Annotated in this window: 13 protein-coding genes; 12 read left to right on the top strand and 1 reads right to left on the bottom strand. The window is 58.3% G+C overall.

Annotated features, from left to right (window positions below; genetic code table 11):
• Positions 1 to 100: 100 nt before the first annotated feature.
• The 7 genes from accA (at position 101) to ispD (ending at position 7,816) form a co-directional block, all read left to right on the top strand.
• Positions 101 to 1,048: an acetyl-CoA carboxylase carboxyl transferase subunit alpha gene (gene accA / locus ACWKV9_RS19675; RefSeq protein WP_483837809.1), complete on the top strand. Its 948-nt coding sequence runs from the start codon at positions 101 to 103 to the stop codon at positions 1,046 to 1,048.
• 54 nt (positions 1,049 to 1,102) lie between these two features.
• Positions 1,103 to 2,440, top strand: a complete 1,338-nt coding sequence (gene tilS / locus ACWKV9_RS19680) for a tRNA lysidine(34) synthetase TilS (RefSeq protein ID WP_483837810.1) — start codon at positions 1,103 to 1,105, stop codon at positions 2,438 to 2,440.
• A gap of 269 nt (positions 2,441 to 2,709) precedes the next feature.
• The gene (pyrG, locus tag ACWKV9_RS19685; protein WP_483837811.1) at positions 2,710 to 4,341 is read left to right on the top strand and encodes a CTP synthase; all 1,632 of its coding nucleotides are present in this window, start codon (positions 2,710 to 2,712) and stop codon (positions 4,339 to 4,341) included.
• Between the two features lie 15 nt (positions 4,342 to 4,356).
• Positions 4,357 to 5,202, top strand: coding sequence for a 3-deoxy-8-phosphooctulonate synthase (gene kdsA / locus ACWKV9_RS19690; protein WP_483837812.1), 846 nt, complete (start codon positions 4,357 to 4,359; stop codon positions 5,200 to 5,202).
• Between the two features lie 168 nt (positions 5,203 to 5,370).
• On the top strand, positions 5,371 to 6,657 hold the full coding sequence (gene eno, locus ACWKV9_RS19695) for a phosphopyruvate hydratase (protein ID WP_483837813.1): 1,287 nt from the start codon (positions 5,371 to 5,373) through the stop codon (positions 6,655 to 6,657).
• A gap of 159 nt (positions 6,658 to 6,816) precedes the next feature.
• Positions 6,817 to 7,095: a cell division protein FtsB gene (gene ftsB, locus ACWKV9_RS19700; protein ID WP_331189073.1), complete on the top strand. Its 279-nt coding sequence runs from the start codon at positions 6,817 to 6,819 to the stop codon at positions 7,093 to 7,095.
• Between the two features lie 10 nt (positions 7,096 to 7,105).
• A complete protein-coding gene (gene ispD, locus ACWKV9_RS19705) occupies positions 7,106 to 7,816 on the top strand; it encodes a 2-C-methyl-D-erythritol 4-phosphate cytidylyltransferase (protein ID WP_483837814.1) in 711 nt (236 codons plus the stop codon).
• Positions 7,817 to 7,918: 102 nt separating this feature from the next.
• Here ispD and ACWKV9_RS19710 read toward each other — a convergent pair whose 3' ends face one another.
• Entirely contained in the window at positions 7,919 to 8,818 is a 900-nt protein-coding gene (locus tag ACWKV9_RS19710; protein WP_483837815.1) for a LysR substrate-binding domain-containing protein, read from the bottom strand.
• A 105-nt stretch (positions 8,819 to 8,923) separates the two neighbouring features.
• On the opposite strand from ACWKV9_RS19710, the gene ACWKV9_RS19715 reads away from it, so the two are divergent.
• The 5 genes from ACWKV9_RS19715 (at position 8,924) to surE (ending at position 13,297) form a co-directional block, all read left to right on the top strand.
• The gene (locus ACWKV9_RS19715) at positions 8,924 to 10,036 is read left to right on the top strand and encodes an S-(hydroxymethyl)glutathione dehydrogenase/class III alcohol dehydrogenase (protein ID WP_483837816.1); all 1,113 of its coding nucleotides are present in this window, start codon (positions 8,924 to 8,926) and stop codon (positions 10,034 to 10,036) included.
• 97 nt (positions 10,037 to 10,133) lie between these two features.
• Positions 10,134 to 10,979, top strand: a complete 846-nt coding sequence (fghA, locus tag ACWKV9_RS19720) for an S-formylglutathione hydrolase (protein WP_483837817.1) — start codon at positions 10,134 to 10,136, stop codon at positions 10,977 to 10,979.
• Between the two features lie 52 nt (positions 10,980 to 11,031).
• Positions 11,032 to 11,505, top strand: coding sequence for a 2-C-methyl-D-erythritol 2,4-cyclodiphosphate synthase (ispF, locus tag ACWKV9_RS19725; protein WP_483837818.1), 474 nt, complete (start codon positions 11,032 to 11,034; stop codon positions 11,503 to 11,505).
• Positions 11,502 to 12,560, top strand: a complete 1,059-nt coding sequence (gene truD, locus ACWKV9_RS19730; protein ID WP_483837819.1) for a tRNA pseudouridine(13) synthase TruD — start codon at positions 11,502 to 11,504, stop codon at positions 12,558 to 12,560. Before ispF ends, truD begins: the two co-directional genes overlap by 4 nt.
• Positions 12,548 to 13,297, top strand: coding sequence for a 5'/3'-nucleotidase SurE (gene surE / locus ACWKV9_RS19735; protein WP_483837820.1), 750 nt, complete (start codon positions 12,548 to 12,550; stop codon positions 13,295 to 13,297). The genes truD and surE overlap by 13 nt, the downstream gene beginning before the upstream one ends.
• The last annotated feature ends 14 nt before the right edge of the window (positions 13,298 to 13,311 follow it).

Here is a 13,311-nt window from a genome sequence, read left to right on the forward strand (position 1 = left end):
TGAATTTTTAATCTCGACCTGAATGCGCCATCTCCCTTATGGTATGGCGCTTACGGATCAACCGGCCGGCCTCTTGGCCGTCGACCCAAGACGGATGCCTATGAACCCGAATTTTCTGGATTTCGAACAGCCGATCGCTGACCTGCAAGCCAAAATCGAAGAGCTGCGTCTGGTTGGCAATGACAATTCGCTGAATATCGGCGATGAAATCTCTCGTCTGCAAGAGAAGAGCAATACGCTCACCGAAAGCATTTTCGGCAACCTGACCAGCTGGCAGATCGCGCGTATGGCGCGTCATCCGCGTCGTCCTTACACACTCGATTACATCAGCCACATCTTCACTGAATTCGATGAGCTGCACGGCGATCGGCACTTCTCCGATGACGCTGCCATCGTCGGCGGTATTGCTCGCCTGGACAACCAGCCTGTCATGGTGATCGGTCATCAGAAGGGCCGTGAGGTGCGCGAGAAAGTTCGCCGCAACTTCGGCATGCCGCGTCCTGAGGGCTACCGCAAGGCTTGCCGTCTGATGGAAATGGCCGAACGCTTCAAGATGCCGATCCTGACGTTCATCGACACGCCGGGCGCCTACCCTGGCATCGACGCCGAAGAGCGTAACCAGAGCGAGGCGATTGCCTGGAACCTGCGTGTGATGGCCCGTCTGAAAACCCCAATTATCGCCACCGTAATCGGCGAAGGCGGATCGGGCGGCGCATTGGCGATCGGTGTTTGCGATCAGTTGAACATGCTGCAGTACTCCACTTACGCGGTTATCTCCCCGGAAGGCTGCGCTTCCATTTTGTGGAAAACCGCCGAGAAGGCGCCGGACGCTGCGGAGGCCATGGGTATCACGGCTGACCGCCTGAAAGGCCTGGGCATTGTCGATCAGGTTATCGGCGAGCCGTTGGGTGGCGCTCATCGTGATCCAGCGGGAGCTGCTGCGTCGATTCGTGAAGAGTTGAGCAGCCAGCTGTCGATGCTCAAGGGGTTCAAGACTGACGAACTGCTGGCTCGTCGCTATGACCGTTTGATGAGCTACGGTATTTGATTCAGCGTCATCCTTGATTGACGTCCGGCCAGCGTAACGCAGGGTCTTTCCAGCATGAGCAAGCCGGACTCCAACAAAAAAGAACTCTCCACCCGATTGCTCTCGCGCCTGGCTCCCTGGCGCGAGGCAGCCGGTTGGCGAATTGCCTTCTCCGGTGGTCTCGATTCCACTGTCCTGCTGCACCTGCTCGCTGATCTTTCCAGACACGAGTCGCTTCCTCCTCTCTACGCAGTACACATCCATCATGGCCTCCAGAGCGCTGCCGATAATTGGCCAGCGCATTGTCGTCGCGTCTGCCAGATCCTGGACGTTCCGCTGCAGGTCATATCGGTTCAGGTCTTGGCCGGGCCCAGTGTCGAACAGGCAGCACGGGAGGCTCGTTATGCCGCATTCAGTGAGTTATTGCTGGAGGACGAAGTGCTGCTCACGGCGCAACACCGGGATGATCAAGCCGAAACCCTACTGTTTCGTCTGCTGCGCGGGGCCGGTGTTCGAGGTCTGGCGGCGATGCCCTTTGAGCGCGAGCTAGGCGTAGGCCGACTGTTGCGACCGCTGCTCGATGAGTCTCGGGAACGACTGGAGGCATACGCCCGTGAGCAGGGTTTAAGCTGGGTTGAAGACCCGAGTAACGAGAGCGGCCGCTTCTCGCGTAATTATCTGCGGCACCGGGTCATGCCGCTATTGACCTCGCGCTGGCCGCAAGCGGTGTCGAGCATGGCGCGCGCAGCAAGTCATCTGGCCGAAGCTCAGACATTGCTGACGGAGCTGGCCGAGCAGGATCTGGCTCAAGCGTCAACGCAATCGCCTTTCGACTGGCTCGACATCCCCTCGCTGGAGCTGGCGCCACTCGAGGCGTTATCACCGGCGCGGCAACGCAACGCACTGCGTCATTGGCTGAGCGCGCGAACGCGTCTGCCTGACAGCGATCATTGGGCTGGATGGGACAGCTTGCGCGATGCTGGCCCCGATGGACGTCCGATCTGGCGTCTGACCGATGGCCAGTTACACCGCGCGCAAGGGCGCATCTGGTGGTTGGCCGGCGTCTGGATGCGCAACGTCAGCGGCGCGCACGCCTGGCCGATGCCTGATGAACCGCTGATCCTTCCGGGCAATGGTCAGCTGGAGTTTTTGGGAGATGCGCCCAAAGGCGGTCTGCACATGCACTACCGGCAGGGCGGCGAAATGATGAATCTGCCTGAGCGCGGGCGGCGCGATCTCAAAAGGCTGCTCAACGAACGCGGCGTGCCCATGTTTTTGCGCGGCCGATTGCCGCTGCTGTATCGCGGCGAGGAGTTATTGGCTGTCGCCAACCTGCCCGGGCTGGACGCTGAGGCCCGTGGACAATGGCGATTGCACTGGTCGCCGCCGACGAACGACCAAAGTTTGAGCTGAAAGGGCGTTTCCGGTAGACTACGCTCCCTTCTTGATACAGCTTCTGTCGACCCATCTGGATCGATGAAAGTTGCCGATTACCAGCCAGTATTTACTGGGCGATTCTCAAAAATGTGGCGAACTATGGACAGGCCTTCATCCGGTCAGCCGTTTCCAGCGCAACAGTTTCAGGAATGCACTGTGAAGCACGCAGGTCATCGGGGGCTTCGGCCTTCCTTCGCTCTCCCCGGCGGCTCTGACCGCTTTAACGCAGACTTCTAGGGTTTTTCATGACGCGCTACATCTTCGTCACGGGCGGTGTTGTTTCTTCATTGGGGAAAGGCATTGCTTCGGCATCATTGGCGGCCATCCTGGAGGCGAGGGGACTTAAGGTCACCATGCTCAAACTGGACCCGTACATCAACGTCGATCCGGGCACCATGAGCCCTTTCCAGCACGGTGAAGTGTTCGTCACTCACGACGGCGCCGAAACTGACCTGGATTTGGGTCACTACGAGCGTTTCATTCGCACCACCATGACCCAGAACAACAACTTCACCACCGGCCGTGTTTACGAACACGTCCTGCGCAAAGAGCGCCGTGGTGATTATCTGGGCGCGACCATTCAGGTCATTCCGCACATCACCGACGAGATCAAGCGCCGCATCATCAAGGGTGCAGGCGACGCCGATGTTGCATTGGTCGAAATCGGCGGCACCGTGGGCGACATCGAGTCGCAACCGTTCCTCGAAGCGATCCGTCAACTGCGTTTCGAAGTCGGCGCACGCCGCGCGATGTTGATGCACCTGACTCTGGTGCCTTACATCGCTACCGCTGGCGAAACCAAAACCAAGCCGACGCAGCACTCGGTCAAGGAATTGCGTTCCATCGGTCTGCAGCCAGACATTCTGGTCTGCCGTTCCGATCACCCGATCGACATGTCGTCCCGTCGCAAAATCGCGCAATTCACCAACGTTGAAGAACGTGCGGTAATCGCGCTGGAAGACGCAGACACCATCTACAAAATCCCCGGCATCCTGCATTCTCAAGGCCTGGACGACTTCGTCGTTGAGCGCTTTGGTCTGCAATGCTCCGGCGCGGACCTGTCCGAGTGGGAAGCGGTGGTCGACGCCAAGCTCAATCCTGAGCATGAAGTCACCATTGCCATGGTCGGCAAATACATGGAATTGCTGGACGCTTACAAGTCGCTGATCGAAGCGATGAGCCACGCCGGCATCACCAACCGCACCAAAGTCAATCTGCGCTACATCGACTCTGAAGATATCGAAAATCAGGGCACCGGCCTGCTGGAAGGCGTGGACGCAATTCTCGTCCCTGGCGGTTTCGGTCTGCGCGGCGTAGAAGGCAAGATCACCGCTGTTCAGTTCGCTCGCGAAAACAAGGTGCCGTACCTGGGCATCTGCCTGGGCATGCAGGTGGCCGTCATCGAGTTCGCACGTAACGTGCTGGGCTGGAAAGACGCCAACTCCACCGAGTTCGATCGCAGCAGCCCGCATCCGGTTGTCGGCCTGATCACCGAGTGGGAAGACGCCACCGGCGCTGTCGAAACCCGTACCGAAACCTCCGATCTGGGCGGCACCATGCGTCTGGGCGCACAGGAATGCCAACTGGAAAACGGTTCGCTGGTACATGACTGCTATGCCAAAGACGTGATCGTCGAGCGTCATCGTCATCGTTATGAAGTGAACAACAACCTGCTGCCGCAACTGATTGGTGCCGGTCTGAAAATCTCCGGTCGTTCCGGCGATGGAGCTTTGGTTGAAGTGGTTGAAGCGCCGGATCATCCGTGGTTCGTGGCTTGCCAGTTCCACCCTGAGTTCACTTCGACACCACGCGACGGCCACCCGCTGTTCAGCGGTTTCGTCAAAGCAGCACTTGTCCAACATCAGAAAAAAGCCTGATAGGGAATTCATTACATGGCACAGAAAACTATCCGCGTCGGTTCTATCGAGATTGCCAACGACAAGCCAATGGTCTTGTTCGGCGGCATGAACGTGCTGGAATCGCGGGACATGGCCATGCAGGTCTGCGAAGAATACGTGCGGGTCACCGAAAAACTCGGTATCCCCTACGTGTTCAAGGCGAGCTTCGATAAAGCCAACCGTTCTTCGGTGACGTCGTATCGCGGGCCAGGTCTGGAAGCGGGTATGCGTATTTTCGAAGAGATCAAGCGCACCTTCAATGTGCCGGTGATCACTGACGTGCATGAGCCGGATCAAGCGGCGACGGTGGCTGAGGTCTGCGACATCATTCAGCTCCCAGCATTCTTGTCCCGCCAGACCGATCTCGTTGTGGCAATGGCTAAAACCGGTGCTGTGATCAATATCAAGAAAGCCCAGTTTCTCGCGCCCCAGGAAATGAAACACATCCTGTCCAAGTGCGAAGAAGCGGGTAACGGTCAGTTAATCCTGTGCGAGCGTGGTTCGAGCTTCGGTTACAACAACCTGGTGGTGGACATGCTCGGCTTCGGCATCATGAAGTCGTTCGAATACCCGGTGTTTTTCGACGTGACCCACGCGTTGCAGATGCCGGGCGGTCGCTCGGATTCAGCAGGAGGGCGTCGGGCTCAGGTGACTGATCTTGCTAAAGCAGGCATCAGCCAGGGCCTGGCGGGTCTGTTTCTGGAAGCGCATCCGGACCCGGACAACGCTAAATGCGACGGTCCGTGTGCATTGCGCCTGGAAAAACTCGAGCCGTTCCTGACTCAGCTCAAGACGCTGGATGATTTGATCAAAAGCTTCCCGCCCGTAGAAACCGCGTAAGACAGGCTTCTCTGGCGCTGCACCCTCCGGTAAAGTGCCGCTCGTTCAGTTCCCGACCAATGGGTCGGGAATTTTGTCGTTTCAAGGCCTGCCCGTTGTCCTAGAGCCTTGAGATGCACAGCCGTTTCCAGCTGCGTCGTTTTCGTCAATCTTGGAGTGTTTACAACAATGGCAAAAATCGTCGACATCAAAGGTCGTGAAGTTCTCGACTCCCGTGGCAATCCCACCGTGGAAGCAGATGTGCTCCTCGACAACGGCATCATCGGCAGTGCGTGCGCGCCGTCCGGTGCTTCCACCGGCTCGCGTGAAGCACTTGAGCTGCGTGATGGCGACAAGAGCCGTTACCTGGGCAAAGGCGTTCTGAAAGCCGTGGCCAACATCAATGGCCCGATCCGCGACCTGCTGCTGGGCAAAGACCCGGTTGATCAGAAAGCGCTCGACCACGCGATGATCGCGCTGGATGCCACTGAAAACAAAGCCAGCCTGGGCGCCAATGCGATCCTTGCTGTGTCTCTGGCGGCTGCCAAGGCTGCGGCGCAGGATCAAGACCTGCCGCTGTACGCACACATTGCCAACCTGAACGGCACCCCGGGTGTCTACTCGATGCCGGTCCCGATGATGAACATCATCAACGGTGGCGAGCATGCCGATAACAACATCGATATTCAGGAATTCATGATCCAGCCAGTCGGCGCCAAGACCTTCTCCGAAGGCCTGCGCTGGGGCACTGAAATCTTCCATCACCTCAAGGCCGTTCTCAAAGCCCGTGGCTTGAACACTGCTGTGGGTGACGAAGGTGGTTTCGCGCCAAACCTGAACTCCAACGCCGACGCGCTGGACGCCATCGCTGAAGCCGTCGCCAACGCCGGTTACAAGTTGGGCACCGACGTGACCCTGGCGCTGGACTGCGCCGCCAGCGAGTTCTACAAGAACGGCAAGTACACGTTGAGCGAAGAAGGCGAGTACGACTCCGCCGGTTTTGCTGACTATCTGGCCGATCTGGTCAGCAAGCACCCGATCATCTCCATCGAAGATGGCCTGGATGAATCCGATTGGGCGGGCTGGAAAGTTCTGACCGACAAGATCGGCGACAAGATCCAGCTGGTGGGCGACGACCTGTTCGTGACCAACACCAAGATCCTGAAAGAAGGCATCGACAAGAAGATTGCTAACTCTATCCTGATCAAGTTCAACCAGATCGGCACCCTCACCGAAACCCTGGAAGCCATCCAGATGGCCAAGGCCGCCGGGTACACCGCCATAATCTCCCACCGTTCGGGTGAAACGGAAGACTCGACCATTGCCGATCTGGCTGTGGGCACGGCAGCCGGGCAGATTAAAACTGGCTCGCTGAGCCGTTCTGACCGTGTAGCCAAGTACAACCAACTGCTGCGTATCGAAGAGCAATTGGGCAGTAAGGCGAAATACAATGGTCGCGGCGAGTTTCGCGGCTGACACGGAGATGGTAAAAAGGCAGCAGGCGTTGTAGGAGAATTCTCGTTTTTGAGAGTTTTTGGACGTTCTGATCCGTGAGCCCGGTGATAATCGGGCTTTCGGTCGTTTTGCATGGTCGCTTCTGCTGTCTTTTTCTTCACCGGGTAACTGATATTTCCAATGCGCAGTCCTAACTGGTTGTTCCTTGTTCTGCTTTTACTGCTGGCTGGCTTGCAATACCGACTTTGGGTCGGAAACGGCAGCCTTGCGCAAGTGGCAAGTCTGACCCAGCAGATCGCTGATCAACACGCTGAAAACGATGTGTTGCTGGAGCGTAACCGCGTTCTCGACGCCGAAGTGCTGGAGCTGAAGAAAGGCCTGGAAACTGTCGAAGAACGTGCCCGGCACGAACTAGGCATGGTCAAGGATGGCGAAACCCTCTACCAGTTAGCGCAATGATGTTGGTGCAATGACACATTCCCTTCCTGCCTTTTGGGCAGTGATACCCGCAGCGGGCATTGGCGCTCGCATGGCGGCAGACCGACCCAAGCAATATCTGCAACTGGGCGGCCTCACCATTCTGGAACACAGCCTGCTTTGTTTTCTCGATCACCCCCGGTTAAAGGGGCTGGTGATCAGCCTGGCTGTGGACGACCCTTACTGGCCGACATTGCCTTGCGCCCTAGACTCGCGAATTCAGCGTGTGGACGGTGGCAAGGAGCGTTCGGGTTCAGTGCTTAACGCGTTGCTGCATCTGCATGCGAACGGCGCGGACGACAATGATTGGGTGCTGGTCCATGACGCCGCCCGGCCGAATCTTGCGCGCAGCGATCTGGACAATCTGTTGAGTGAGCTTTCCGATGACCCCGTCGGCGGCCTGCTTGCTGTGCCAGCGAAAGACACCCTCAAGCGCGCGGACAGCAACGGCCGGGTCACAGAAACCGTCGACCGCAGCCTGATCTGGCAGGCGTATACGCCGCAGATGTTTCGCCTTGGCGCATTGCATCGGGCGTTGGCGGATAGCCTTGTTTCGGACGTCTCGATCACTGACGAGGCGTCGGCCATTGAGTGGGCGGGGCAGTCGCCTCGTCTCATCGAGGGGCGTGCCGACAACATCAAAGTCACGCGGCCAGAGGATCTGGAGTGGCTGCGGCAGCGGCGCAGTGATTTCAACCGGTAACCTGTAGGAGCGCGCTTGCCTGCGATTGCAATTTGCCTGCGCCGATTGCATTGACTGACACGACGCTATCGCGGGCAAGCGCGCTCCTACAACGTTGGGTGCTTACCCTGCCCGATACTCCTCCCGCATCGCCAATCCTTCCTTCAGATAATCCACCAGCTTCCTCACTTTCGGCGACAAATGCCGTTGCTGCGGGTACAGCCCCCAGACCGCTGTGTTAGGCGGCTGATGCGCCTCGAGCAGTGAGATCAACGCGCCGCTTTTCAAATGGCCCAGGACGTAATAATCCGGAAGCTGACACAAGCCTGTGCCGTGCAACGCCGCATCCAGCACCGCTTGCCCACTGTTACAGCGCCAGTTGCCGTGAATCCGTTGGGAAAATTCCTTGCCGTTTTGCTGGAGCAGCCATGTATCGGAGCTGCCAATCAGGCAGTTGTGTCGGCTCAGCTCCGACACGCTGTGTGGACGACCGTAACGCTGGATATAGGAAGGGGAGGCGCACAGATACATTCGCCGTGGCGCCAGGCGCGTCGCTACCAGTCGTGACTCCTGCAGACGGCCCAGCCTGATCGCCAGATCCATGCCCTCGTGTACCAGATCCAGCGTGTCGTTGGTCAGCTCGACGTTCACGCGCAACTGCGGGTATTGGTCCATGAAGCGCGTTACCAAAGGCGCGATAAACCGCTCGCCATAAGCGACTGCGCAGGTCATGCGCAAAAGCCCCTTGGGTTCGCTGGTGAGATCGCCGACTGCGCGTAACGCTTCTTCGCGACCGTCCTGCAAGCGTTGGCAGTGGTGCAGAAACGTCTGGCCGGCCTCCGTTAAAGCTACTCGTCGTGTGCTGCGATACAGCAGCTTGGTCTGCAAGCGCTCCTCCAAGCGGGCAATCTGCCGACTGATGTGCGATGACGACACGCTGAGGCGTTCGGCGGCGGCAGTGAATTGCCCGCATTCGGCCACTGCGACGAATTCATCCATTCCTTCCCAACGATTGGCGGACATCGATTATCCCTGTACAGCATTAATGTTTTGCTTTTGGCTGGATTATTCATCAACTGGCGATGTATTACACTCCATGGCTTGCGTTTACATCACTGGAGAAGATTGATGATCAAGTCACGTGCTGCCGTTGCCTTCGGCCCTAACCAACCTTTGCAGATCGTTGAAGTGGACGTCGAGGCGCCAAAGGCGGGTGAAGTCTTAGTCCGAATCGTCGCCAGCGGTGTTTGCCATACCGATGCATACACCCTGTCCGGCGCAGACTCTGAAGGCGTATTCCCCTGCATCCTTGGCCACGAAGGCGGCGGCATCGTTGAGGCGGTAGGCGAGGGCGTCACTTCTCTGGCTGTCGGCGACCACGTAATCCCGCTCTATACCGCCGAATGCCGCGAGTGCAAATTCTGCCTGTCCGGCAAAACCAACCTTTGCCAGAAAGTACGTGCTACTCAGGGCAAGGGCCTGATGCCTGATGGCACCACGCGTTTCAGCTACAAGGGCGAGCCGGTTTATCACTACATGGGCTGCTCGACCTTCTCCGAATACACCGTGTTGCCTGAAATCTCCCTGGCAAAAATCCCTAAAGAAGCCCCGCTGGAAAAGGTCTGCCTGCTTGGTTGCGGCGTGACCACCGGTATTGGCGCCGTGCTGAACACCGCCAAAGTAGAAGAGGGCGCGACGGTCGCGGTCTTCGGCCTCGGCGGCATCGGCCTCGCCGCGATCATCGGCGCGAAGATGGCCAAGGCCTCCCGCATCATTGCCATCGACATCAACCCGGCGAAATTCGATGTGGCCCGTGAACTGGGCGCCACTGATTTCATCAATCCGAAGGACCACGACAAGCCAATCCAGGACGTCATTGTCGAACTCACCGATGGCGGCGTGGATTACAGCTTCGAATGCATCGGGAATGTGGGCCTGATGCGCGCAGCGCTGGAGTGCTGCCACAAGGGTTGGGGCGAGTCGGTCATCATCGGCGTGGCACCTTCGGGCCAGGAAATTTCCACCCGGCCGTTTCAGCTGGTTACCGGTCGCGTCTGGCGCGGTTCGGCGTTCGGCGGCGTAAAAGGCCGTACCGAGCTGCCAAGCTATGTCGAGAAATCCCAGACCGGGGAAATCCCGCTGGACACATTCATTACCCACACCATGGGGCTGGATGCCATCAACGAAGCGTTTGACCTGATGCATGAAGGCAAGAGCATTCGCACAGTCATTCACTTCTAACAGCAGCTATTAGCTGCAAGTTTCAAGCTGCAAGAGGAAGGGTGTATCACTTTCTTGCAGCTTTTAGCTTGCGGCTTGCAGCTGGGAGCCCGCGACCATGACCCTGGAAAATATCTCCTGCCAGAAAAGCTTCGGCGGCTGGCATAAGCGTTACAAGCATCATTCCGATGTGCTCGGCTGTGACATGACCTTTGCCGTTTACCTACCGCCGCAAGCCGAGCAGGGCGGCAAGCTGCCCGTGGTGTACTGGTTGTCAGGCCTGACCTGCACCGATGAAAACTTCATGCAGAAGGCGGGGGCACATCGTGTCGCGGCCGAGCTTGGGTTGATCATCGTGGCGCCAGACACCAGCCCCCGCGGCCCTGACGTTCCGGATGATCCCGAAAAGGCCTGGGACTTCGGACTGGGTGCCGGTTTTTACCTCAACGCCACCCAGCAACCCTGGACTCGGCATTACCACATGCATGATTACGTGGTGAAAGAATTGCCGGCGCTGGTCGAGGCGCATTTTCCAGCCTCTGATGTGCGCGGTGTAAGCGGCCATTCAATGGGCGGGCATGGCGCGCTGGTGTGTGCGTTGCGCAATCCGGGTCGCTACAAATCAGTGTCGGCGTTTTCACCGATCACTAACCCGATGGATTGCCCATGGGGCCAGAAAGCGTTTTCCAACTATCTGGGTGAGGATCGCGCGCGCTGGCGTGAATGGGACACCTGCGCCTTGATTGCCGAGGCGACAGAAAAGCTGCCGATCCTTGTGGATCAGGGTGATCGTGACGATTTCCTGGCCACTCAGCTTAAGCCCGAGGCGCTGGTTCAAGCGGCCAAAGCAGCCAATCACCCGCTTGAGTTGCGCCTGCAACCGGGCTATGACCACAGCTATTTCTTCATCGCCAGCTTCATCGAAGACCACTTGCGACATCATGCACGCGCCTTGATGCGCTAATGCGCTACAAAGTAGGTAGAATCACGCCCTGACTTTTTCAGGGCGTTTTTTTATGCGTATTGGCCACGGCTACGATGTGCACCGTTTCGCTGAAGGCGATTTCATTACCTTGGGTGGGGTGCGGATTGCGCACAAGTCCGGTCTGCTTGCTCATTCAGATGGTGACGTGCTGCTTCACGCTTTGAGCGACGCATTGCTCGGCGCGGCTGCATTGGGCGATATAGGCAAACATTTTCCTGACACTGACCCTCAATTCAAAGGCGCCGACAGCCGCGTTCTGTTGCGTCACGTCTTGGTGCAGGTCCAGGCCAAGGGCTGGAAAGTTGGCAATGTCGACGCCACGATCGTTGCCCAGGCCCCAAAAATGGCTCCGCACATTGACGCTATGCGTGCATTGATTGCCGCTGACCTGCAGGTCGAGCTCGATCAGGTCAACGTCAAGGCCACTACCACCGAAAAGCTTGGATTTACTGGCCGCGAAGAGGGCATTGCGGTTCATGCCGTTGCTTTGCTGATTGCCCAATGACCGAATTCGAATTGTTGGGCCCGCGTGCCTATGGCGATGCGCTGGGAAGTGCTGTGTTGAAAGCCACTGCCGAAGACTTCCAGGTCGATGAAGTGCTGGACATCCCGTTGTCGGGCGATGGCGAACACCTGTGGTTGTGGGTCGAAAAACGCGGTTTGAACACCGAAGAGGCCGCGCGCCGACTGGCAAAGGCGGCCGGCGTGCAATTGCGCACAGTGAGCTATGCCGGACTGAAAGACCGTCAGGCCCTGACCCGTCAGTGGTTCAGCATTCAGTTGCCCGGCAAGGCCGACCCGGACCTGTCCGCCGCCGAAAACGACACCCTCAAAATTCTCAAGAGCACCCGGCACAAGCGCAAGTTGCAGCGCGGCGCCCACGCGGCCAATGGCTTCACCCTGCGCCTGACGCAATTGCAGGCTGACACCGCAGCGCTGAATGCCCGCCTTGAATCGATCAAGCTCAAAGGCATTCCCAACTATTTTGGTACCCAGCGTTTTGGCTACGAAGGCGGCAACGTCGGGGAAGCGCGTCAGTACGCGGAGCGCAAGGCGTTGCCCGAACAACGTAATGTGCGGTCGCGATTACTTTCGACTGCCCGCAGTTATCTGTTCAACAAGGTGTTGGCGGCACGTGTAGCCGATGGCAGCTGGCAGCGCGCGCAAGTGGGCGATTTGCTGGCGTTCACCGACAGCCGCAGTTTCTTCCCGGCAGGTGAAGCCGAGTGCAGCGATCCGCGCCTGGCGATCCTCGACCTGCACCCGACCGGGCCTCAATGGGGCGAAGGCGATTCGCCCGCTTCAGGGGTGACCGCCGATCTTGAAAACGCTATTGCCGGTGACGAGTCTGCGCTGCGTGACTGGCTGATCAGGGCGGGGATGGAGCACGAACGGCGCATCCTGCGACTGCCCATTGGGCAGTTGACGTGGCATTATCCCGAGCCTGACATTCTGCAACTGGAATTCGTCCTGCCGGCCGGATGCTTCGCCACTGTTTTGGTGCGCGAACTCCTAGATCTGGTGGCGGTAGGGCAGACGGACAGCTCATGCGTATTCTGATTTCAAATGACGATGGGGTCACTGCACCCGGCATCGCTGCGCTCTATGGTGCGCTGGCCGATTATGCCGAGTGCGTTGTCGTGGCTCCCGATCAAGATAAAAGCGGGGCGAGCAGTTCGCTGACACTCGATCGGCCGCTGCATCCTCACACGCTGGACAACGGTTTTATCAGCGTCAACGGCACGCCAACCGATTGCGTTCATCTTGGGCTCAATGGCCTGCTGGACGTCGAGCCTGACATGGTGGTATCCGGAATTAACCTGGGCGCCAACCTGGGCGATGATGTGCTGTATTCGGGTACGGTCGCAGCTGCACTCGAGGGGCGCTTTTTGCAGCGTCCGTCATTTGCCTTTTCATTTTTGTCACGTCAGGTCGATAACCTTGCAACCGCAGCCCATTACGCCCGTTTGCTGGTCCAGGCCCATGAGCTGCTCGATCTGCCACCGCGCACCGTGTTGAATGTGAATATCCCAAACCTGCCCCTCGAACATATACGCGGTATTCAACTGACGCGCCTCGGCCATCGCACCCGTGCGGCCGCGCCTGTGCGCGTGGTCGACCCGCGCGGCAGGGCCGGTTACTGGATTGCCGCTGCGGGTGATGCCGAAGACGGCGGTCCGGGCACTGATTTTCATGCTGTCATGCAAGGTTATGTATCGATTACCCCGTTGCAGCTGGATCGGACCTATCAGGACGGTTTCAACAGCCTGAACGCTTGGCTTGAGGGAATGGCCTGATGTCGCGTGAACAA

The organism is Pseudomonas corni, from assembly GCF_057128765.1.